22 protein-coding genes are annotated in these 23111 nt (G+C 48.8%); 11 read left to right on the plus strand and 11 right to left on the minus strand.

All coding sequences use genetic code 11. The features are described 5' to 3' along the window. Positions 1-6: 6 nt before the first annotated feature. Positions 7-429, plus strand: coding sequence for a PaaI family thioesterase (locus tag ACMXYR_RS00305; RefSeq protein ID WP_415889795.1), 423 nt, complete (start codon positions 7-9; stop codon positions 427-429). A 43-nt stretch (positions 430-472) separates the two neighbouring features. Here ACMXYR_RS00305 and ACMXYR_RS00310 read toward each other — a convergent pair whose 3' ends face one another. Beyond that, positions 473-1093: a response regulator transcription factor gene (locus ACMXYR_RS00310; RefSeq protein WP_415892980.1), complete on the minus strand. Its 621-nt coding sequence runs from the start codon at positions 1091-1093 to the stop codon at positions 473-475. After that, positions 1090-2607, minus strand: a complete 1518-nt coding sequence (locus ACMXYR_RS00315) for a PAS domain S-box protein (RefSeq protein ID WP_415902456.1) — start codon at positions 2605-2607, stop codon at positions 1090-1092. The genes ACMXYR_RS00310 and ACMXYR_RS00315 overlap by 4 nt, the downstream gene beginning before the upstream one ends. A 195-nt stretch (positions 2608-2802) precedes the next feature. On the opposite strand from ACMXYR_RS00315, the gene ACMXYR_RS00320 reads away from it, so the two are divergent. From ACMXYR_RS00320 to ACMXYR_RS00330, 3 genes are all read left to right on the plus strand, one after another. Beyond that, positions 2803-4437, plus strand: coding sequence for an acyl-CoA synthetase (locus ACMXYR_RS00320; RefSeq protein WP_415902457.1), 1635 nt, complete (start codon positions 2803-2805; stop codon positions 4435-4437). Between the two features lie 126 nt (positions 4438-4563). Next, a complete protein-coding gene (locus ACMXYR_RS00325; protein ID WP_415902458.1) occupies positions 4564-5391 on the plus strand; it encodes an AraC family ligand binding domain-containing protein in 828 nt (275 codons plus the stop codon). 59 nt (positions 5392-5450) lie between these two features. Then, positions 5451-6053, plus strand: a complete 603-nt coding sequence (locus tag ACMXYR_RS00330; RefSeq protein WP_415902459.1) for a LysE family translocator — start codon at positions 5451-5453, stop codon at positions 6051-6053. A gap of 13 nt (positions 6054-6066) precedes the next feature. Here the strand turns inward: ACMXYR_RS00330 and ACMXYR_RS00335 are convergent, their stop codons facing one another. From ACMXYR_RS00335 to ACMXYR_RS00375, 9 genes are all read right to left on the minus strand, one after another. After that, the gene (locus ACMXYR_RS00335) at positions 6067-6891 is read right to left on the minus strand and encodes a class I SAM-dependent methyltransferase (protein WP_415902460.1); all 825 of its coding nucleotides are present in this window, start codon (positions 6889-6891) and stop codon (positions 6067-6069) included. Between the two features lie 20 nt (positions 6892-6911). Beyond that, the gene (locus tag ACMXYR_RS00340) at positions 6912-8600 is read right to left on the minus strand and encodes an AMP-binding protein (RefSeq protein WP_415902461.1); all 1689 of its coding nucleotides are present in this window, start codon (positions 8598-8600) and stop codon (positions 6912-6914) included. Positions 8601-8657: 57 nt separating this feature from the next. Further along, positions 8658-9239 (minus strand): peroxidase-related enzyme, encoded by a 582-nt coding sequence (locus tag ACMXYR_RS00345; protein ID WP_415902462.1) that lies wholly within the window; start codon positions 9237-9239, stop codon positions 8658-8660. An 8-nt stretch (positions 9240-9247) separates the two neighbouring features. Then, positions 9248-10159, minus strand: a complete 912-nt coding sequence (locus ACMXYR_RS00350) for a hydroxymethylglutaryl-CoA lyase (protein WP_415902463.1) — start codon at positions 10157-10159, stop codon at positions 9248-9250. Then, on the minus strand, positions 10156-12177 hold the full coding sequence (locus ACMXYR_RS00355) for an acetyl/propionyl/methylcrotonyl-CoA carboxylase subunit alpha (protein ID WP_415902464.1): 2022 nt from the start codon (positions 12175-12177) through the stop codon (positions 10156-10158). Before ACMXYR_RS00355 ends, ACMXYR_RS00350 begins: the two co-directional genes overlap by 4 nt. Continuing rightward, a complete protein-coding gene (locus ACMXYR_RS00360; protein WP_415902465.1) occupies positions 12174-12965 on the minus strand; it encodes an enoyl-CoA hydratase/isomerase family protein in 792 nt (263 codons plus the stop codon). The genes ACMXYR_RS00355 and ACMXYR_RS00360 overlap by 4 nt, the downstream gene beginning before the upstream one ends. Positions 12966-12975: 10 nt before the next feature. Further along, the gene (locus ACMXYR_RS00365; protein ID WP_415902466.1) at positions 12976-14583 is read right to left on the minus strand and encodes a carboxyl transferase domain-containing protein; all 1608 of its coding nucleotides are present in this window, start codon (positions 14581-14583) and stop codon (positions 12976-12978) included. Between the two features lie 29 nt (positions 14584-14612). Then, positions 14613-15779 carry an isovaleryl-CoA dehydrogenase gene (locus tag ACMXYR_RS00370; RefSeq protein WP_415883029.1) on the minus strand — a complete coding sequence of 389 codons (1167 nt, stop codon included), beginning with the start codon at positions 15777-15779 and terminating at the stop codon, positions 14613-14615. 71 nt (positions 15780-15850) lie between these two features. Next, positions 15851-16258, minus strand: a complete 408-nt coding sequence (locus tag ACMXYR_RS00375; RefSeq protein ID WP_415902467.1) for a MerR family transcriptional regulator — start codon at positions 16256-16258, stop codon at positions 15851-15853. 295 nt (positions 16259-16553) lie between these two features. On the opposite strand from ACMXYR_RS00375, the gene ACMXYR_RS00380 reads away from it, so the two are divergent. The 7 genes from ACMXYR_RS00380 to ACMXYR_RS00410 all read left to right on the plus strand — a co-directional run bounded on the left by ACMXYR_RS00380 (position 16554) and on the right by ACMXYR_RS00410 (position 23087). Beyond that, entirely contained in the window at positions 16554-17369 is an 816-nt protein-coding gene (locus ACMXYR_RS00380) for an ABC transporter ATP-binding protein (protein WP_415902468.1), read from the plus strand. Further along, positions 17366-18079, plus strand: a complete 714-nt coding sequence (locus ACMXYR_RS00385; RefSeq protein ID WP_415892991.1) for an ABC transporter ATP-binding protein — start codon at positions 17366-17368, stop codon at positions 18077-18079. Before ACMXYR_RS00380 ends, ACMXYR_RS00385 begins: the two co-directional genes overlap by 4 nt. 107 nt (positions 18080-18186) lie before the next feature. Next, positions 18187-19401 carry an ABC transporter substrate-binding protein gene (locus ACMXYR_RS00390; protein ID WP_415902469.1) on the plus strand — a complete coding sequence of 405 codons (1215 nt, stop codon included), beginning with the start codon at positions 18187-18189 and terminating at the stop codon, positions 19399-19401. A gap of 158 nt (positions 19402-19559) precedes the next feature. Further along, a complete protein-coding gene (locus ACMXYR_RS00395) occupies positions 19560-20447 on the plus strand; it encodes a branched-chain amino acid ABC transporter permease (protein ID WP_415883034.1) in 888 nt (295 codons plus the stop codon). A gap of 11 nt (positions 20448-20458) precedes the next feature. Beyond that, the gene (locus ACMXYR_RS00400) at positions 20459-21385 is read left to right on the plus strand and encodes a branched-chain amino acid ABC transporter permease (RefSeq protein WP_415883035.1); all 927 of its coding nucleotides are present in this window, start codon (positions 20459-20461) and stop codon (positions 21383-21385) included. A gap of 90 nt (positions 21386-21475) precedes the next feature. Next, positions 21476-22657, plus strand: coding sequence for a thiolase family protein (locus tag ACMXYR_RS00405; protein WP_415902470.1), 1182 nt, complete (start codon positions 21476-21478; stop codon positions 22655-22657). Positions 22658-22784: 127 nt separating this feature from the next. Continuing rightward, complete coding sequence (locus tag ACMXYR_RS00410) at positions 22785-23087, plus strand: DUF3144 domain-containing protein (RefSeq protein ID WP_415883037.1); 303 nt, start codon at positions 22785-22787, stop codon at positions 23085-23087. Positions 23088-23111 lie beyond the last annotated feature (24 nt).

Raw genomic sequence — 23111 nt, forward strand, 5'->3', positions numbered from 1 at the left:
TTGTGTATGAAGTTGAATATTGAACAGCTACAGAGCTTTCTTGCAGAGCACTTTCCCCAAGGTGAGCAGTATGGGGAATTGGTGGAGTTAGGTGATGGTACTGCCACTATGCGTTTGCCGGTGGATGATCAGCATCTAAGACCGGGCGGCACAGTCTCTGGCCCTGCGATGATGGGGCTAGCTGATGTGACTGTTTATGCGGCGCTATTAAGCCGTATAGGTCCAGTGCCTTTAGCGGTGACAACTCAGTTAAATATCAACTTTTTACGTAAGCCTTCTGCTGATCGCGATATCTTCGCTACGGCACAGATGCTAAAAGTCGGAAAGCGTTTGGCGGTGGGGGAAGTGTATATCTTATCGGAAGGGGATGAGGAACCAATGGCCCATGCGACCATGACCTACTCGATTCCTGATCCTGATAAGCGTTGATCGGCAAACTGATCGCACCTGAGCTTGCTCAGGTGCGGTTAGATTAAGCTTGCTCGTTTAGCTGAGAGGCTTGTTTTACCAGAGCTGCAAGACTGCTCGCACGCATCTTGCTCATCACGCGGGAGCGATGCACTTCAACCGTTTTAGGGCTGATATCCAACTCTTCGGCAATCTGGCGATTGGCATTACCGGCAACGACCAGCGCCATCACCTCTTTCTCACGACGGCTTAGGCTAGCGTAGTTCTCCTGAATTTCTAGCTGCGCACCTTGTTCGTCGCGTGCTTTTTGCGCTTTGCTTAACGCACGCCCAACTAGGCGTAGTAGCACATCGCCATCGAACGGTTTTTCTAAGAAATCCATCGCGCCCTGTTTCATCGCGCTCACTGCCATTGGGATATCACCGTGGCCGGAGATCACAATAATCGGCATCTGGATATTACGTTCCTGCATGATTTGTTGCAGGGCTAGACCATTAATCTCGGGCATACGTACATCCAGTAACATACAACCGATTTCGCCATTAAAGTTATCCAGAAACTCCCGTGCAGAAGGGAAGGTAACAACGTTGTGATTGGCAGATTCTAAAAGCCATTGCATGGAATCACGAAAATCTTCGTCATCGTCAACAATATAGATAGTGCCTGTCGGGTTTGTTTGCATCATTGCTCTCTTAACGGCAGTTTCAGATAAAAGTGCGTACCGGTTTTACCGTCACTCTCTGCCCACATCTGGCCCCCGTGGGTTTCGATAATGGTACGGGAGATAGAAAGACCCATACCTAAGCCAGTTGTTTTGGAGGTGTAAAACGGTTCAAACAGCTTGGCTAAACCTTCGCTGCTAATCCCTTTTGCCTTGTCCTCTACCGAAACATGTATATAACCTTCGGCAGCTTTAGTAGTGATAATAACGGGTCTGTAGGCCTTGTTACAATCGTTGTAGGCCTCAATTGCGTTCCGCATCAGGTTAAGGAGTACTTGTTCGATCTGTACTTTGTCGGCTACCAGCGGGGGTAAGTTATCCCCAAACTGAAAATCAAAGGTGATATTGTGGTCCTGAGCTTCCTGACAGAGGAAGGCACTAACTTCCTTACAACTGTCATTAATCGGGAAAGCAAAACACTGATAATCGGTCTTACGCACAAAGGAGCGCATCCGTTTAATGATCTCTGAGGCGCGTTTGGCTTGTTTCATAATCAGCTTCATCGAACCGGATACGGTTTTCACCGGATCAGCATCGCCCTCTTCCAAACGTCTCTGCGTACCATGACAGTAATTCAGAATCGCAGCCAAAGGCTGGTTGACCTCGTGGGCAAGGCCGGTGGCCATCTCGCCTACCGAGAGCAAACGTGACATGTGTGCTAACTCGAGTTGATGACGTTTCGCTTCCTCTTCTGCTTCTAAGCGCAGGGTGATATCACGACCAATCAACGAGTAGTATTCAACCTGATTATTTTCACGGCGATTGCGGTGGGCAATGATTTCGCGAATCTCGGCCACACGGTTCAATTCAGGGTCTAACTGCATTGGAATACTGCCGTACCAAACCCCGTGGATGGAGGCGTGTTCCAAGGCATCTTTGATCAGTGTGTCTAAGATCTCTGTAGAGAAAAGTTGTGATAGGTAGTAGACCACCGGCTTATCTTTCTCGGCGCCGAGGGTGTGATAAGCCGACTCATTCAGATAGGTCAGTTTATGGGTTTTGTGGTTACAAAACATGATCATATCGGATGAGGCTTCAACCACGCGTGCGAGTCGACGCATATCTCGTTGTGCTTCTTCACGTTCGGTAACATCGCGTGATACACAGATGATCTCTTGTGGATTTCCGCTGTCATCACGGATCACACGGCTGGTGGTTTCGAGCCAGATGTAGTGACCTTTTTTGTGACGGTACCGGTACACATTGGTGTAGACACCACTACGATAGCGGACGCTGTCATCACGCTTGGATAAGTTATCTGCATCTTCAGGGTGGAACTGCTCATACCCCGCCATGCCGATAATCTCTTCGGGGGTGTAACCGAGTACAGTTTCAACCGCCGGGCTGGCATCAATGTAGGTCCACTCTTTGGTGGGGGTATGCCGGGAGATCATATCGGTCGACTGTTCTGCTAAAAGTCGATAACGATCAGCATCAGCCTTACAACGGGCGAGTTCTAAACTCTGGTCATCACTCATATTTAAACCTGCGGGAAATCCCGATCTTAAAACCTTTTATTTTTATACTTAGACTTTAAAACAGCTTTAAGGATAAGGGAAGATACTTATATATGGTTAATTGTAGTTTTAAGTCTGCTAAGCAGATGATCTGAAAGGTGTTTTTTTGATCAGTTGATGCTAGTTTTGGCGTGGGCATCTAAAGGATTAATAACAATGATAACAAGCCAAAACCCTTATGAAGTAGGGCTCGATAAGAACCAAGCCAATTACGCTGCGTTAACTCCGCTGAGCTTTTTAGAGCGAGCAGCGTTTGTTTACCCCGACCATATTGCTACCGTGCATGGCGACGCACGCCGCAGTTGGTCCGCGACTTATACTCGCTGTCGTCGCTTTGCCAGTGCTCTGCAACAACGGGGTATAGGTAAGGGCGATACCGTATCCGTTATCGCACCAAATCTTCCCGAAGTATTTGAAGCGCATTTCAGCGTGCCTATGTCTGGCGCGGTTCTTAATGCGATCAATGTGCGACTGGATGCTGAGGCGATCGCGTTTATCTTGCAGCATGCTGAATGCAAAGTGGTGCTGGTGGAGCGCGAATTTGGCGCTCTGGTTAAACAAGCACTTAAGATGGCAGATCTAGATCCCTTAGTGATTGCGATTGAAGATTCTACTTTCACTGAGGGTGAGCAGATCGGCAGTATCACATACGATGAACTGCTTTTAGAAGGTGATCCTGAGTTTGCTTGGCAGCCGCCCGAGGATGAATGGGATGCGATCACGCTGAACTACACCTCCGGTACGACCGGCGACCCTAAAGGGGTGGTATACCACCATCGAGGCGCTTACTTGAATGCCATGAGCAATGTGGTCTCTTGGGATATGGGACGTCACCCTAAATATCTATGGACCCTACCGATGTTTCATTGCAATGGATGGTGTTTCCCTTGGTCTTTGGCTGCGTCTGTTGGTACCAGTGTGTCCCTGCGTCATGTTCGCGAAGAGAAAATCTACGATCTGATTCGTGAAGAAAAGATCGATCATTTCTGTGGGGCTCCGATTGTTCTGAATATGCTGAATAACGCCCCTGATGAGTTCAAACAGGGGATTGAGCACAAAGTTAAGGTCATGACCGCTGGTGCTGCACCGCCTGCTGCAGTCATACAAGGGATGGAGGAGATGGGGATTGATGTCACCCATGTCTATGGCCTGACAGAGACTTACGGCCCTTCTGTGCTTTGTGCATGGCACGATAAGTGGGATGCACACAGCATCGGAGAGAAAGCCCGCCTCAAAGCCCGCCAAGGCGTGAAAGCGCCGATGCTTGAAGACTTGATGGTGGCTGATCCAGATACTCTAGAACCTGTACCGCAAGATGGCGAAACCATCGGCGAAATCTTTATGCGCGGTAATCTAGTTATGAAAGGTTATCTAAAGAACAAACCGACCACGGATGCGTCCTTTGCAGGCGGCTGGTTCCACTCAGGTGACCTTGCGGTGTGGCATGAGGATGGCTACATCGAGATAAAGGATCGCTCTAAAGATATCATTATCTCTGGCGGTGAAAATATCTCCTCGATTGAGGTTGAAGGCGTGCTTTACCGTCATCCTGACGTGCTGGAAGCGGCAGTAGTCGCCAAGCTTGACGATAAATGGGGCGAGGTGCCTTGTGCCTTTATCAAACCTAAGCCCGGTGCCAGTCTAACCGAGGCTGCAGTTATCGAGTTTTGCCGATCCAATATGGCGCGGTTTAAAGCACCTAAAGTGGTGGTGTTTGGTGAACTACCTAAAACCTCGACCGGTAAGATCCAGAAGTTTGTCTTGCGCCAACGCGCCGAAGCAGAAGAATAGGCGCTGTATCTCTTTGCGCACTTTTGCTTAAAGTGCGCAATTTTATCCAAGTATTAGTTTCGCTCATCCCTCTACACTGTAGGTAATACTGCAGGCGATTTATACTAGCAAGAGCGGTGAAGAGTGATGAATCAGGATAACCAGTTTCAATACAGTAAAAGCGAGCACTTAGAGCAAGTTACCGTTCTAAATGCCGCGATCAGCGATTTCTCTTATGGGCGTCATGCCCATGAGGAGTATTCGTTCGGGGTTACGCTGAGTGGTCGTCAGGACTTCTTCTCCCGTGGTCAATTTCACCGCAGTCATCCTGGCAATATTATAGTCTTCAACCCAGATGAAGTGCACGATGGCCATTCTGGTGTCGATGATAAATTGCAGTACCGCATGCTCTATGTGCACCCTGATCAGCTAGCACCTGTCTTCCAAGCCGCCGGTATCAAAAGCCAAGGTTTTCGTGTGGCAGATACCCTGCTGGATGATCCCCAACTCTGTCAGTATATTCTGCACTTAGTTCAGCTGATCGAGAGTCGTTCCGAAGATAAATTGCGCCAAGAGTGTGAGCTCTATCAGATGGCAACGCGGATTGCGCAGCTGTATGGCGAATGCCAAGCGGATCAAAAGGCGCGTCGTGTCGATAGCCTACTTCTGCGAGCACGCGATTTTATCCATCACAATCTACAAACTGATGTCTCTCTTGAAGAGCTGAGTCAGCAAGCCAACCTCTCGAAATATCACTTCCTGCGGATGTTTCGACAGCAATTTGGTATCACGCCGCACCAATATATTTTGAACTGCCGGATCAATCGCGCCCGTGAAGATCTGGAAAAGGGTAAAGCGTTGGATGATGTTGTGTTTGATTATGGTTTCAGCGACCTGAGTCACTTCAACCGGCGCTTTAAACCGATCTTTGGCATGACGCCCAAACAGTATCAGAAACACTTTCTGAACGCTTAAATTCAAGGCTCCACCAAGCCCTTTAAATCTCTCTTTTTAATCTAACCGAGTTGATCACTATGGTTGAAATACTTCTGTACGCCTTTGGCGTCATGTACACCCCTGGTCCCTGCAATCTACTCAGCTTAAATGCCGGTATACATGGGCAGATCCGTTCGGCATTGGCGTTTAGCCTCGGTGTAGGTAGTGCGATGCTGGTTTTGTTTTTACTGTTTGGCTATGTCGGCGCTTGGTTTGTTACCGCGGGCTACGAGCTGTTTCTTAGTGCTGCGGGCAGCCTTTACATTCTCTACTTAGCCTACAAAGTGGCGCGATCAGCGATGGCAACGACGGAAGTGAAAGCTAATCAGAACCCGATGAGCTTTAAAGAGGGGTTGATCCTGCAACTACTTAATCCTAAAGCGTTTATAGCGATTTTGCCGATAGTTTCGGTGCAGTTTCCGGCAGCAGAGATATCGGGCTACGCTATTTTTGTCTGGTCGTTATTGCTATCTACAATGGCGTTTGGCGCGCCGAGTAGTTATCTGTTTATGGGTGCGCGATTAGGTAAGCTTATTCACAATCCGAGGTACTTCGGCTGTTTAAACTGGGCGATGTCCCTGCTGTTAGTGTATGTGGCGCTGGATATTGCTTACCAGCATGTATTCCTAAAGCTGGCTTAGGGGCGATAGATCATCAGCAGTCGGCTTGCGCGATCAGTTCGATGATCCGGATTGAATCTAGCTCAAGGCTTTTAACCACGTTGTGGCCCATCTTCTTAAACTCTGGACCAAGGATCATGGCGGGTGATACAGCGGCAGTCTCGCTTTGGGACTGCCGTTCTTTGCTTAGTTGTTTTTGTCGCCAGGCGAGTGCCTCTTGGCTCCAGTCATCGTAACTTTGGATATTAAAGCCAGCTTGCTCGAGTAGGCTTTCTAAGTCTGTTTGTGTGATCAGGTGGGAGTTGCTCGGTTCTCGCGCCCAAGGAACAGGAAACTGCATCGCGTCCGTATTGGACCCTTGGATGACTTCGTGTAGCAATAATCGACCTTGTGGCTTTAAAACCCGTCGACATTCAGCCAATGCTTGTTGGCTATTGGGGATATTGAGCAAGCTATGCTGGAAGATAATCAGGTCAAAGCTATCGCTGCAAAAGGGTAATTGCTGCGCATCGGAAGTGACCAGTTTAGGAGTGTTAAAAGAGGGCAATAATTGCGATATTTGCTGGTGGGTTTGGTTAAATTCGTGAGTTATATCCAGTCCAATCACATTAATACGCAGTTCTGATTCGATTAAACGCATCAAACCACCCAACCCAGAGCCAATATCTAATACTCGATTCGGCCTGCACAATTTTATTTGTTGCAGTAGTTTCTTGGAGGCTTTAATGCCGCCAATATGTAACTGATCGATAGGAGCCAATTGAAACGCAGTTGGACCCTGTGGATAAGATGAGTGCAGTTGGCGAATGATCTGCTCGCCATCGAATGCTTGTGAATAGTGTTTATTAACCTCAGTCACGGTTAATTCCTCTATCAGCTCTAATTCTCATCGAGCCCAAGCTCTTCGATAGAGATCTCTCGCATCTTAAATTTTTGGATCTTGCCGGTGACGGTCATTGGGAAGTTATCGACAAATTTAAAATAGCGCGGGATCTTAAAGTGACTGATCGCCCCTTGGCAGAAGCTTTTCAGCTCGTCTTCAGTCACGTTGTCTGCTTGCGGCGTCAGCTTGATCCAAGCGACCAGTTCTTCGCCAAATTGTGGATCGGGTACTCCGGTGACTTGAACATCAGAGATCGCTGGGTGGGTGTATAGAAACTCTTCGATCTCTTTCGGATAGATATTTTCGCCACCGCGGATCACCATATCTTTAATACGCCCGACAATCTGCACGTAGCCATCAGCATCCATAATGGCGAGATCGCCGGTATGCATCCAGCCTTGCGGGTCGATTGTATTTTGCGTGGCCTCTGGATTGTTCCAATATTTCAGCATCACGCTGTAGCCGCGGGTACATAGCTCGCCTACTTCGCCTCTTGGCTGCACTTCGCCTGTGGCTGGATCGATAATCTGGCTTTCGATATGGGGCTGGGTACGGCCTACAGTAGAGACGCGTTTATCAAACGGATCATCGGCAGCCGTCTGGGTGGATACCGGGCTGGTTTCGGTCATGCCGTAGGCGATCTGTACCTCGTGCATATGCATTTTGGTATTGACCGCTTTCATCACCTCCGCAGGACAGATAGAACCCGCCATAATGCCGGTACGGAGGCTACTCAAATCATACTGCTCAAATTCAGGATGCTCCATCTCTGCGATAAACATCGTCGGGACACCAAACAAGGCGGTCGCACGTTCTTCGGCCACTGCGGTGAGGACTGTTTGCGGCTCGAAACCTTCGTCAGGGTAGATCATCGCCGCGCCATGGGTGATACAGCCTAAGTTGCCCATCACCATGCCAAAGCAATGATAAAGCGGCACAGGAATAACTAAGCGATCCTGATCGGTGAACTTCATGCTTTCGGCAACAAAGAAGCCGTTATTCAAAATATTGTGGTGAGAAAGCGCTGCCCCTTTCGGGAAGCCGGTTGTGCCGGATGTGTACTGGATATTGATCGGGTCGTGAATATCTAAGCTCGCCTGCACAGCGCTAAGTTGCTCGGCACTGATCTGATCTGCGTGATTTAGAAATTCCTGCCAGCACCAACTACCTGCTAACGCTTGCGATGAGAGGCTTATCACACCTTTGAGACTCGGAAGCGTTGCCGAAACCAATTGCCCAACTTTGCCTGCTTTAAGTTCTGGAGCTAAAGAGTAGAGCATCTCCATATAGTTAGATGACTTAAAGCTCACCGCAGAGACCAGATACTTGGTGCCTGATTGGTTAAGCGCGTACTCCAATTCATGTGTGCGGTAGGCCGGATTGATGTTCACCAGAATCGCACCAATCTTTGCTGTCGCTAACTGGGTTATTGTCCATTCCGCACAGTTAGGGGACCAGATACCAACTCGATCGCCTTTTGTAACGCCTATCGCCATAAATGCCCGCGCCGCTTGATCTACTTGTTGCTGAAATTGTGCGTAGGTCAGGCGAATATTCTGATGGCGAACGATCAATGCATCGTTATGTGGGAATTTTTCTGCCGTTAAATCAAATTGATCACCAATGGTGATATCCAATAAAGGTTCGGCTTTAGAGCCTTGAGTGTAACTGTGTAGATCGGACATGTTGGATAAACCTTTTCTATTTTTGTTGTTAGGTCTATGTGTATTTCAGGCTGAGCTTTATCGATGCTGGCTGTGGTATTCCAGATTGGGTTGCATATCCACAGCGCTGGCGACTCGATTGGTCATGTTGTAGAAACCCGCAATATTGGCGATATCCCAGATATCTTGATCACTAAAGCCGACATCTCTTAGCTGTTGGCGGTCATCTTCATTCATGTGATGGGGTGATTCGGTAAGTTTCACCGAGAAATCGAGCATAGCGATATGTCGTTCTGAGAGTTCTGCGACACGGTAGTTCATCACCAGCAGTTCACCGAGGGTGGGTTCTTGAGAGTATTCACGCACAGCAGCGCCATGCGCGACCTGGCAGTAGTAGCAAGCGTTGCTGGCAGATACAGCGACAGCGATCATCTCTTTTTCCAAATTGCTGAGGCCGCTTTTGCCTAGCATTAATTCGTTATACAAGCTGGAAAATGCTTCTAACTGAGCGATGTTGTGGCTGTATGCTTTCAGTACGTTAGGAATCAACCCCAGCTTTTCTTCGCATAAAGCGAAGTACTTCTGGAACACTTCTGGAAGTTGATCTTGTGAAGGCACATGTAGATCTAACGCCGTAAGATGAGACGGTTGTGGATTCATGTTGTTTCTCAAATAGATGATTTAGGATTGAGGGCTAGGGCTACTTTAGAGCCGTTACTGCGTTGCAGTTGTTGGCTTATCCAGTGGCTCACTTTTATGAGTTCGTCCAGTTGCACGCCGGTTGCTATGCCGAGGCCATTGAGCATATAGAGAACATCTTCGGTGGCGACATTGCCTGATGCGCCTTGGGCATAAGGGCAACCGCCTAAGCCAGCGACAGAGGTATCAATAACGCTGACTCCCTCTTCAAGCACTGCATAGATATTGGCTAGGGCTTGGCCGTAGGTGTCGTGAAAGTGTGCAGCTAATTTTGAAACGGGTATTTCTTTCGTGACTGCTTCTATCAGCCTTTTAGCCTTCAATGGGGTACCGGTGCCGATTGTGTCGCCTAAAGATATCTCATAGCACCCCATATCGATCATCTCTTTGCAGACAACCGTGACCTGTTCAGCAGATATTTCCCCGGTATAAGGGCAACCCATCACCGTGGAAACATACCCTCTGACAGGGATATTGTTGGCGTTAGCTTTTTCGATCAGCGGCGCAAACCTTTCAAGGCTTTCGGCTATAGAGCAGTTAATATTTTTTTGCGTAAATGCTTCAGAAGCGGCGGTAAATACCGCAACTTCATCAACCTCTGTGTTGAGTGCTTTATTCAAGCCAGTCAGGTTGGGAGTAAGTGCTGCATAAGTGGTGTTTGGATGACGCTGAATACCCATCATCACTGCACTGGCGTCAGCCATTTGTGGAACCCACTTAGGAGAAACAAAACTTGTGGCCTCAATATGACTTAAACCTGCACTGGACAGCGCATTGATCAGATCGATCTTTATATCAGTCGGGATAATGTCGCCGGGCTCATTTTGTAAGCCATCCCGAGGTCCTACCTCGACCAACTTGACCTGCTTTGGCAATGTCATGATGCGGCTTCCTCTTCGGAAAATTCCAGTTCCAGAAGTTCTGCGCTTTCTTCGACTAGATCTCCTGTGGCAAAGAAGACTTCGCTGACGGTGCCTGCATGAGGTGCAGAAATACTGTGCTCCATCTTCATCGCTTCCATGATCACTAAGGCTTCGCCGGCTTGTACCGATTGTCCTTGTTCAACTAAAACCTCGACTACGACACCATTCATGGGTGCGGTGAGAGAGTGTTCGGCTTTACCTTGCTCAGAAACGTGCGTGGTTTGATCCAAACTGCATTGGAAACAGAGGTCGTGATGAAACAGTTGCAGCTCATTATCATCTCGGAAAAAGTGCATCTGTAGCTGTTGATCATCAACTTGAACCCGAAGTTGATCATCCTGCTGCGTTAGGCTGATGGAGTACTGCTGCTCATCAACAGTAACGAGCTCTGTCTTTGCCCGTTGTTCGATATTTATGTCATGGATTGCTTCACCCTGCTGTAGCTGCAGCGTTCGAATAGACGGGATATTCAAGCGCCAGTTACGCAATGCCGTAAACGGAGAAGGGTGAGTATGACGATCAGATTGATCTTGAGTTTCGAACTGTCCAAACAGACACGCTGCGATGGCTAGATAGAGTGGCTTGTATATGGTTGGCTCGGCAAAGAGCAGGTCGTAGTGGCGTTCGATAAACCCGGTATCTAAGTCGAGATCTGCAAAAGGTTGTGCAGATGCTAGATCGCTTAAGAACTTCAGATTGGTTTTTAAACCGGCGATACGATATTGCGATAAGGCCCGATTCAGACGCAAAATTGCGGCATTTCGATCTTCACCCCAAACAATCAGCTTCGCGATCATTGGGTCATAATAAGGGCTAACCTCATCACCGCCGCGGACACCACTGTCGATACGGACACAGTCGGATTCTTCGGGTGTGGATAAGAATTTTAAAGTGCCTGTCGCCGGCAGAAAGTCTTGCGCAGGGTCTTCGGCGTAGATACGGGCTTCGATCGCATGCCCCTTGGCTTTGATTTGATCTTGAGTCAGCGGAAGCCTTGCCCCCGCTGCAATCACCAATTGCCACTCTACGAGGTCGACGCCGGTGACGTACTCGGTCACAGGGTGCTCCACCTGAAGACGGGTGTTCATCTCCATAAAGTAGAATGAACCGTCGGTGTCGTATAAAAACTCGACTGTACCTGCACCGACATAATCGATTGCTTGAGCGGCGCGGACAGCCGCTTCACCCATAGCTTTGCGGGTTTCGTCCGCTAGGTTAGGGGCAGGTGCCTCCTCTATGATCTTCTGGTGGCGACGCTGGATAGAGCAGTCGCGATCGGCGAGATAAACACCATTGCCATGTTGATCACAAAAGACCTGCACTTCGATATGACGCGGCTGCTCTAAATAGCGCTCAATCAGCATATCGGGGTTAGCAAAGGAGTTTTGCGCTTCTCGCTGCGCGGCTTGTAAGGCGCTATCGAATTCATCCACAGAGCGAACCACACGCATCCCTTTTCCACCCCCGCCGGCCACTGCTTTTAGCAGCTGTGGATAACCGCAGTCTATCGACGCTTGCTTTAAGCGCTGTGGATCTTGATCGTCTTCGTGGTAACCCGGAACCAAAGGTACATCGGCTTTCGACATAATTGCTTTGGCCGCGGACTTAGAGCCCATAGAGGTGATTGCGCTGGCTGGTGGACCGATAAAGGTAATTCCGTGACGTTCCAGCTCGGTCGCAAACTCAGCATTCTCAGATAGAAAACCATAGCCTGGGTGTACCGCTTCAATACCGGCTGTACGGCAGATCTCTAGGATCTTATCTGTACGCAGATAACTCTCAGCACTAGGGGCTGGGCCGAGCAGATAGGCCTCATCAGCCATCTGAACATGCTTGGCTTTGGCATCCACATCGGAGTAAACCGCAATACAGTGAATACCTAAGCGCTGTGCTGTTTTAATTACACGACAGGCTATTTCACCGCGGTTAGCGATTAAGATTTTGCGCGGTAGTGCCGTCGATTGTGTTTCGCTCATGACTCTACCCACTCTGGCTTTCGTTTTTCTAAAAAGGCGCTCAGGCCCTCTTGGCCTTCGGGGCTGACCCTTATCTCGGCGATCCGTCTGGCTGTGTCGGTGATTAGATGAATATCGATATGACTATCACTGACGGCGGCGACCAAATGTTTGGCTGCGGCCATCGCCAGCGGGCTGTTTTGCAGCAACTGATTGATCAACTGGTGGCAAGTGTCATCGAGCAACTCAGTTGTGGCTACGACTTGGTGAACCAGACCGTAATGATGGGCATCGCAGGCAGAAAATGATTCGGCACTGATCATATAGCGTCGAGCCTGTCTGGAGCCCATTGCACGGATCACATAAGGCGAGATCACTGCGGGAATCAGACCAATCTTGACCTCACTCAGACAGAACTGACTCTGTTCGGTGGCGATCACGAAATCACAGCATGCAGCTAAACCTACCGCGCCACCGTAAGCTGCGCCTTGCACTAAACAGATCGTAGGTTTGCTAAGGGTATCCAGTTGATGCATCAAAGCAGCTAACTGCTTAGCATCATCAAAGTTGTCGTCATAGCTGTTCTTAGCCATGCGCTTCATCCAGCCAAGATCGGCACCGGATGAAAAGTTCTTACCTTCAGAGCGAAGAACTAGCACGCGTACTTCTGGGTCTTTATCGCAGGCCTCTAAATGACCTAACAATTGCGAGATGATCTGATCGTCAAAAGCGTTATGCACTTCAGGTTTGTTAATCACGAGATGCGCTACGCCTTGGGCTTTATTTAATAACACTACTGGCTTAGTCATAGTCGCCTCCTTACATCCGGAAGATGCCAAATTTACTGTCTTCAATTGGCTGATTGAGGGCTGCTGATAGGCTCATCGCAACCACTTCACGGGTTTGAGCGGGGTCGATCACACCGTCATCCCAGAGTCGGGCACTGGCGTAATAGGGGTGACCTTGTTGCTCATACTTCTCGATAATCGGTTTCTTAAAGTCTGCTTCTTCTTCAGCGTTCCAAGTTTGGTTGTTGCGCTCAAGTTGGTCGCGTTTAACTGTGGATAAAACCCCTGCGGCTTGCTCGCCACCCATCACCGAGATTCGGGCGTTAGGCCACATCCACAGGAAGTTAGGGCTATAACCGCGGCCACACATGCCGTAGTTGCCTGCGCCAAAAGAGCCGCCAATCAAGACAGTGATTTTAGGTACGTTGGCACAAGCCACGGCTGTGACCATTTTGGCTCCGTGTTTTGCAATCCCTTCTGATTCAGCTTTCTCGCCCACCATAAAACCGGTGACATTTTGCAAGAACAGCAGTGGAATCTTTCGCTGGCAGCAGAGTTCGATAAAGTGCGCGCCTTTCTGAGCAGAATCGCTGAATAAAATCCCGTTATTGCCAATGATGCCGACAGGGTAGCCGCAGATATGCGCAAACCCCGTTACTAATGTGGTGCCGAACTGCTGTTTAAATTCATCGAAATTTGAGCCATCCACGATCCGGGCAATTACCTCGCGGACATCAAACGGTTTTTTCAGATCAGTGCCGACCACACCATAGATCTCCTCTTCGTTATAAAGCGGAGGCTGCGGTGCTTGTAGTTGCACGTTGGTTTGCTTAACGCGATTGCTGTTGGCGATACAGCGTCTGGCGAGTTGCAGTGCATGGGCATCATTGTCGGCGTAATAATCGGCGACCCCTGAGACCTTACAGTGCACGTCTGCGCCCCCGAGTGCTTCTGCGGTTACGACTTCACCTGTGGCAGCTTTAACCAAGGGTGGACCTGCTAGGAAAATCGTACCTTGATCACGGACGATGATGGATTCATCAGCCATGGCTGGAACATAAGCGCCCCCAGCGGTACATAACCCCATGACGACGGCGATTTGCGGGATACCTTTGGCAGACATCCGTGCTTGGTTGTAGAAGATGCGGCCGAAATGATCGCGATCGGGAAACACTTCATCCTGTTGAGGCAGGTTAGCGCCACCAGAATCAACCAAGTAGATGCAGGGCAGATTGTTCATCTCTGCGATCTCTTGCGCACGCAGATGTTTTTTTACCGTCAGAGGGAAGTAAGTACCGCCTTTGACCGTGGCATCATTGGCTACAATCATGCAGTCTTGGCCGCACACTTGGCCGATACCGGCGACGGCTCCTGCTGCCGGAATGTTATCTTCGTAAACCTGATAAGCCGCGAGTTGGCCTATCTCTAAAAAGGCAGAACCCGGGTCTAATAGTTGATCGATACGCTCGCGCGCCAGTAACTTACCGCGTGCTCTGTGGCGCTCCTGATACTCAGGGCCACCGCCTTGTGCGATTACTGCAATTTTATCTTTTAGATCAGCCACCGCCGCGCGCATTTCGCGTTGGTTGGCTTTAAATGACTCTGCTTGTGTATTTATTGTTGTGTGCAGAACAGCCATAGATAGTCTCCTAGTCGCCTGTTGATGGCTTACTTATTCATAAACAGCTCACGACCGATAAGCATTCGGCGTATCTCTGAGGTACCTGCTCCTATCTCGTAGAGCTTGGCATCACGGAGTAAACGGCCGGTTGGAAATTCATTGATATAACCGTTACCGCCCAAGAGCTGGATCGCATCCAGCGCCATTTTGGTTGCGGTTTCGGCGGTGTAAAGGATCACCCCAGCGCAATCTTTTCGGCTGGGTTCACCACGCATTGCTGCTTGGGCAACGCTGTAGGTGTAAGCCTTGCTGGTATTCATCAGGGTGTACATATCGGCGATCTTGCCTTGTACGAGTTCGAACTCGCCGATCGCTTGACCAAACTGATTACGATCACGAATGTAAGGGACTGCGATATCCATCGCCGCAGCCATAATCCCCAAAGGACCACCGGCTAACACTAAACGCTCGTAATCCAAACCGCTCATCAGTACGCGGGTACCGCCGTTGAGCTCGCCTAAGATGTTTTCTTTCGGAACTGGGCAATCTTCGAAGACCAATTCACAGGTGTTTGAACCACGCATCCCGAGCTTGTCGAGTTTCTGATGACGGGAGAAACCTGGGTAATCTCGTTCGACGATAAACGCGGTAATCCCTTTAGCACCGGCGTTGGGTTCGGTTTTGGCGTAGATCACATAAGTGTTGGCATCGGGGCCATTGGTGATCCACATCTTGTTGCCGTTCAGCAGATAGTGATCGCCATTATCTCGGGCATGCAGTTTCATGGAGACCACATCAGAACCTGCATTGGGCTCGGACATCGCCAATGCACCTACATGCTCACCGCTGATCAATTTAGGCAGGTACTTTTGCTTTTGCTCTTCGGTACCGTTGCGATGAATCTGGTTAACACAAAGATTGGAATGGGCACCGTAAGACAGGGCAACGGACGCGGAGGCACGGCTGATCTCTTCCATAGCGATTACATGAGCCAAATAGCCCATATCGACACCGCCATATTCCTCTTTAGCCGTGATACCGAGTAGCCCCATATCACCGAACTTGCGCCATAGATCCTGAGGAAACTCATTATCCTTATCGATCTGTTCCGCTCTTGGTGCTATCTCTTGTGCAGCAAAATGGTTTATTTGCTCACGCAACATATCCAATGTTTCACCAAGGCCAAAATTCAGGCTGGAATACTGTGAGATCATAGTCGTACCCTTTTTACCGGCGTGTCGATTTATCCACAGATCACTTAAGGATCAAGTACAGGGATGATCGATTAACCGGCTCTTTGTTGTTTTTGTTTTAGTTCGAGCAATGTTTCATGGCAGCGGAGTTCAGCGTTATCTAACTCCTGCTGCAAAATCGCGATATCTTGAAGCTGCTGTTCTAGCTCCGAGCGCTTTTCAATAATTTTTTCCAACAGCAGAGTTAGCTGTTTTTCACTTCCTGTCAGCGTTTCATCCCACAGCGCAAAAAGCTCCCGGGTTTCCGCTAGTGAGAACCCAAGACGTTTACCGCGCAGTATCAGCTTTAAGCGCACACGATCTTGTGTGCTGTAGATACGTGTTTGCCCGCGTCGCGTCGGGAAGAGCAGCTGCTGATCCTCATAGAAACGGATGCTTCGCGTGGTTAACGCGAACTCTTTCGCTAGCTCGCTGATGGAATAAGTCTGTTTGCTATTCATAAAAATCCGTTGTTTTTAACTCTTTACAGATTAAGCAAAGTTTACGTTCACGTAAAGGTCAATAAAGGAATTCCTGTATTTTTGTAAATATTTTAACCGATTTTGTAAGTTACTGAAAAATATAAACTAAATCAAAAACCTATCGTTTTTTGCAGTGCAAATACGACTAAAGTTGTACTGGATTTTATGTAGGGGAAATTGCTAGGTTGGGCGACAGCTTATCAGCATTTAGCCGTATTTTTAGGTTGTTGCGCTGGTTAAATAAAAATAAAAAACAGCGAGGATCAGAGTCTGCATGAGTGTCGATTATGTACTGCAAACCTCAGATTTGATTAAAGAGTTTAAAGGCTTTACTGCGGTAGATAAGGTCAACTTAAACGTCGAGCGTGGCAGCATTCACGCCTTGATCGGGCCTAATGGCGCCGGTAAGACGACGGTATTTAATTTGTTGACCAAATTTTTAATCCCGACGTCCGGTCAAATTCTTTTTAATGGCGAAGATATCACCCAGATGCGTTCCGCCGAGATCGCACGTAAAGGGGTGATCCGTTCTTTCCAGATCTCTGCGGTGTTTCCACATCTAACGGTGTTGGAGAACGTCCGTATTGCCCTTCAACGTAAAGAGGGCAACAGCTTTCATTTTTGGAAGTCTGACAAAGTCTTAGACAAGCTTAATGCTCGTGCGATGGAGTTGTTGGAGTCGGTAGGTCTACAAGACCATGCGAACTCCGTGACCGTCGATCAGCCTTATGGTCGTAAACGTGCTTTGGAGATCGCAACCACATTAGCCCTAGATCCAGAACTGATGTTATTGGATGAGCCGACTCAGGGTATGGGCCACGAAGATGTTGAAGTAGTGTCGGACCTGATCAAACAGGTCTCCAAAGATCGCACTATCTTGATGGTTGAGCACAACCTGCATGTGGTTTCCAAACTGGCAGACCGTATCTCTGTTCTGCAGCGTGGCGCGATTCTTACCGAAGGTGATTACGCCACGGTATCAGCCGATCCACGAGTTAAGGAAGCCTATCTGGGTGTTGCTGCGGATGAAGAACCAGAAGCTGCCAAGCCTGCTGAAACATCCCCTGAGAAAGAGGAGGTTGTGGCATGAGCTTAGGAGGCAACGAAAAACTCCGTATCAGTGACCTGCACTCTTTCTACGGTGAATCTCATATTCTGCACGGCATCGATATGCATGTGATGCAGGGCGAGCTAGTAACCCTATTGGGCCGTAATGGTTCAGGCCGTTCAACTACGCTGCGTTCGATCATGAATATGGTGGGTCGTCGTAGTGGCAGCATCAATGTGAATGGTCGCGAAACCATTGATATGCCGGCGCACAAAATCGCCCATTTAGGTATGGGCTTCTGCCCGGAAGAGCGCGGTATTTTTTCCAGTTTAAATGTGGAAGAAAACCTGATGCTGCCGCCGACTGTGCGCAGTGACGGTATGAGTATCGAAGAGATCTATGAAATTTTCCCCAACCTTTACGAACGCCGAACCAGCCAAGGCACACGCCTATCCGGTGGTGAGCAGCAGATGCTGGCTTTAGCTCGTATCTTGCGTTCGGGCGCAAATATCTTGTTGCTCGATGAGATCACCGAAGGTCTGGCACCTGTGATTGTGCAAAAGTTGGGTGAGGTTTTAACCAAGTTAAAAGAACGCGGATTGACCATCTTGTTGGTAGAGCAGAACTTCCGTTTTGCGGCACCGATTGCGGATCGTCATTACGTGATGGAACACGGTCATATCGTGGAAGAAGTTCACAAACATGAGCTGACCGAGAAAACAGAATTACTGAATACCTATTTGGGTGTTTAGAGCCTTTATGTCCAGAGGCTAAGTGAATGACCCGAAGATGTGCTGGGTTAAACCACAAAGCATCAAACTTTGAATAAAAATAAAAAACTCTATCGGGAGAAAATGCGATGAAATCAATGAAGAAATCTCTGCTGACAGCGGCAATTGCCTCTACATTTGCAGTAACAGGGGTGCAAGCGGCAGGTGTATCAGACGACAAAGTCAAAATCGGTGTACTAGCCGATATGGGCGGTGTTTATGCTGATATTTGTGGTGCAGGCTGTGTTACAGCAGTAGAGATGGCGGTTGAAGATTTTGGCGGTACGGTACTAGGTAAACCAATTGAAGTGGTAAGTGCCGACGACCAGAACAAACCAGATATCGGTTCTGCAAAAGCGCGTGAATGGGTAGAAAGCCAAGGCGTTGATGCGGTTACAGGTCTGGTAGCTTCTTCAGTAACGGGTGCGGTAACTAAAGTGCTAACAGACAATAAAAAAGTTGCTCTGATCGCTACTTCTGCATCTCATGCGTTCACCACTAAGGCGTGCTCACCTTACAACGCTCACTGGACTTACAACGTAGTTGCGCTAGCTAACGGTACGGTAAAACCGATGGTAGCTGCAGGTAAGAAGAAGTGGTTCTTCATCACTGCGGACTACGCTTTCGGTCATGCTCTAGAGAAAGTAGCGACTGGCGTCATTAACTCTAACGGCGGTGAAGTGGTAGGTGCTGTGCGCGCTCCACTAGGTACAACCGACTTCTCCTCTTACGTTCTTCAGGCGCAATCTTCTGGTGCAGACGTAGTGGCGCTAGCGAATGCGGGTGCTGATTTCGTTAACTCCCTAAAAACAGCAGCTGAGTTCGGTCTAACTGAAACAACTGATGTTGCAGGTTTGTTGGTATTTACTCACAACGCGAAAGCGCTGGACCCTGAAATCTCTGGCGGTATGAAACTGACAACAGGTTTCTACTGGGATATGGATGATGAAACACGTGCTTGGTCTAAGCGCTTTAAAGATCGTCACGGCTCTATCCCAGCAATGGGTCAGGCGGGTGCTTACTCTATGACGATGCACTACCTAAACGCGATCAAAGAAGCGGGTACGGATGATGCTGATGCGGTAATGGCGAAGATGAAGGCGAACAAGCCGAACGATTTCTTCGCGCGTAATGCCCATCTACGTGCGGATGGCCGTATGGTGCATGACATGTATCAGGTACGTATCAAGACATCCGAAGAGCGTAAAAACGAAGACGATATCTTCGCAATTGAGCAGGTTATCCCAGGGGAAGAAGCATTTGGTCCGATGATGGATAAATGTAACTTCCTAGCTGCCAAGTAAGCCGGTAGCACGGTGAGAGAGGTGAGTTTCACCTCTCTCAATTAGTAAGTCAGAGTTTTGAGCTATTCGTAGTTCTATATAGCTCTCTTAGCGGATTGTAAGTACCGGTTAGCTACAAATGTATCTGTGGCGCAGTTGCCGGTAAGGGGTGGAGAGTTATGGCAACATTCCTCGATATAAATCTCTTTGGCCTATTTGGTCAATTGCTGGTGGGCCTCATTAACGGCTCATTCTATGCATTACTCAGTCTGGGTTTAGCAATTATTTTCGGACTGTTAAAAATCATTAACTTCGCGCAGGGCGCGCTCTATATGCTGGGTGCTTTCTTTGCGTGGATGGCCCTTAACTATATGGGCATTAACTATTGGGTCGCGCTAATTCTCGTCCCGATCGCCGTGGGCTTTATCGGCATTTTGATGGAGCGTTTCCTGCTGCGTCCAATTGCCAATGAGGATCACCTTTACAGTTTGCTGCTGACCTTCGGTTTAGCGCTAATTCTTCAGGGGGCGTTTACTCACCTGTTCGGTTCCTCAGGTATGTCCTACGCGATTCCAGAAGAGCTGAAAGGCGGTAACCGTCTGCCATTTATGTATCTGCCAAATTATCGTGCTTGGATCATTATCGCGTCGATCATTGTTTGCGCCGGTACTTGGTACATGATCGAGAAAACAAAGCTGGGTGCCTACCTGCGTGCAGGTACTGAGAACCCGCAGTTGATGCAGGCATTTGGTATCAACGTACCTTTGATTGTCACTCTGACCTTTGGGTTTGGTGTGGGCTTAGCTGGCTTTGCCGGTGTGATGGCTGCACCTGTGTATTCGGTATCACCCGACATGGGCTCCAACATGCTGATCGTGGTATTCGCCATCGTGGTAATTGGCGGAATGGGATCGATCGGTGGCGCAATCCTGACCGGCTTAGGTATGGGGGTTGTGGAGGGCCTGACGAAGTACTTTTACCCCGAAGCCTCGACCACCGTTATTTTTGCGGTGATGGTGATTGTATTGCTAACCAAGCCTGCGGGTTTATTTGGTAAAGAAGCCTAGGAGACGTGACGATGAAAATAAGTAAAACAATGATTGCACTGGTCGTCCTTGGATTGATTGCTCCTTACGTGCTGTACCCCGTGTTTGTTATGAAAGTGCTCTGTTTTGCACTGTTCGCTTGCGCATTTAACCTGTTGTTGGGTTATGTGGGTTTGCTCTCTTTCGGCCACGCCGCGTTCTTAGGGACCGGTGGCTACATTACCGGTTATTTGATGATGGAAACCGGTGTGACACCCGAGTTAGGTGTGTTGGGTGGAACCTTAGCAGCTGCTTTACTGGGTGCTGTGTATGGCAAGTTGGCGGTGAAACGTGAAGGTATCTACTTTGCCATGGTTACACTGGCGTTAGCTCAGTTAGCTTTCTTCGTTTACCTCCAAGCACCGTTTACCGGTGGTGAAGATGGGATGCAGGGCGTTCCGCGTGGGCATCTGTTCGGGTTTATCGATCTGAGCGATAACATGAGTATGTATTACTTCGTGTTTGCCATCTTCCTGTTTGGTTTCTGGTTGGTAAATCGCACGATCCACTCACCATTCGGTCAAATTCTTAAAGCGATCCGTGAAAACGAAGCGCGTGCAGTATCCCTTGGTTACAACGTTAACGATTACAAATGGGCTGCATTTGTAATCTCGGCTGCACTAGCAGGTCTAGCCGGTTCGACGAAAACCTTGGTGTTCCAGCTGGCTTCGCTGACCGATGCTCATTGGCATATGTCCGGTGAGGTGGTGTTGATGACCTTGCTAGGTGGTATGGGCACGATCTTTGGCCCAATCGTAGGTGCCGGTGCGGTTGTGACTATTCAGAACTACTTGTCCGGTGGTGAGTTGGGTAACTACATCCACATCATCATGGGCTTTATCTTCGTGATCTGCGTATTGGCGTTCCGTAGCGGTATTGTTGGTGAAGTGCAGAAATTCATGAAAAAGAACTTTAGCTAAACTTAAACCAAAGGGGGGTTATTCGATCCCCTTTTTTGTCTCTACAAGTTGACGTTAACGTCAATATTAGAAAGTTATGAAGGTGGAAATATGAGTCAGGATGCAGTCGTTATTGTAAGTGCCGCGCGTACCCCAATGGGTGGCATGATGGGATCGTTAAGCGATGTTCGCGCTCCCGATCTGTGTGCTACTGCGATCAAAGCTGCAATTGAGCGTGCGGGCGTTGCTGCGGATGATGTCGATGAAGTGGTGATGGGCTGTGTTTTGCCTGCTGGTTTAGGTCAGGCACCTGCTCGACAAGCATCCCGTGCTGCAGGTATTCCCGATGCTGCCGGTTGTACCACCATCAATAAGATGTGTGGCTCCGGTATGAAGGCAGTGATGTTGGCTCATGATCAAATCTTAGCGGGTTCGGCGTCTATCATGGTCGCTGGTGGTATGGAGAATATGAGTCAGTCTCCGTATCTACTACCAAAAGCCCGTGAAGGCATGCGTATGGGTCACGGCAAGGTGATCGATCATATGTTCTTTGATGGCTTAGAAGACGCTTATGAAGGTGGCTTGATGGGCTCGTTTGCACAAAAGAGCGCGGACGATTTCAATGTTAGCCGTGAAGCGATGGATGACTTTGCGATTGGTTCTCTAGAAAAGGCGATCGCTGCAATTGAAGCCGGTGAGTTTGTCGAAGAGATCGCACCGGTGACGATTAAAACACGAAAAGGCGAAGTGGTTATCGATACCGATGAACAGCCAGGTAATGCTCGCATCGATAAAATCCGTAGCCTAAAACCGGCCTTCAAAAAAGACGGCACGGTGTCAGCAGCTAACTCCAGCTCGATCTCCGATGGTGGCTCGGCTCTATTGCTGATGAAAGAGTCCGAAGCGAAAGCTCGTGGTCTATCTCCGCTAGCTAAAATTGTGGCGCACTCCACTCATGCACAGTTACCAGCTGAATTTACCATTGCACCGATCGGTTCGATCCAGAAAACGTTGGATAAAGCGGGTTGGTCGAAAGAGGACGTGGATCTATTTGAGATCAACGAAGCCTTTGCTGTGGTTTCTATGCTGGCGATCACCGAACTCGGTCTTGATGCAGACAAAGTGAATGTCCGTGGTGGAGCGTGTGCACTGGGTCACCCGATCGGCTCAAGTGGTTCCCGCATTATGGTGACGTTGCTGCATGCGCTGAAACAGAAAGGTCTAAAGCGCGGTATCGCCTCGCTTTGCATTGGCGGTGGTGAGGCGACAGCGGTCGCGGTTGAGATGCTTTAATCACTGCTTAACATCTTAGCCATTGGTGCAATACGCTTCGCTATTGCACCTTACCTATTGTACAGTTGAGCTCTTTTGTAATGGGGCGGGTTATTGCCCTAACAGTTTTTGAATAGGGTGGTGCTGTATGAGTCAAAAAGAAAAGGCGATGGATACGTATAAAATGGCAGACGAGTTTATCGATCTGGCTAACCGTATGTTGACTGCTGAAGGTAAAGAGCTGGAAGATGTAGGTGCAGCCATTCGTTACGCTGCAGCGCGTTTTAGCTCCCACGAAGTAGCTTATCGTTCAAGCGATCTAGCGGCTGAAAAGAAAGACGCAGTAGATTGGTACACCGGCCACTTTAACGAAATGTTAAACGAAAACTTCGACCAGCATATTGAGCACATTGCTGCTGAAAAAGAGAAAGCTGCGGCTGAAAACCACTAAGAAATTCGTTTGATATAGGGTGCA

Source organism: Neptuniibacter sp. QD29_5, assembly GCF_047778125.1.
Classification (GTDB): Bacteria; Pseudomonadota; Gammaproteobacteria; order Pseudomonadales; family Balneatricaceae; genus Neptuniibacter.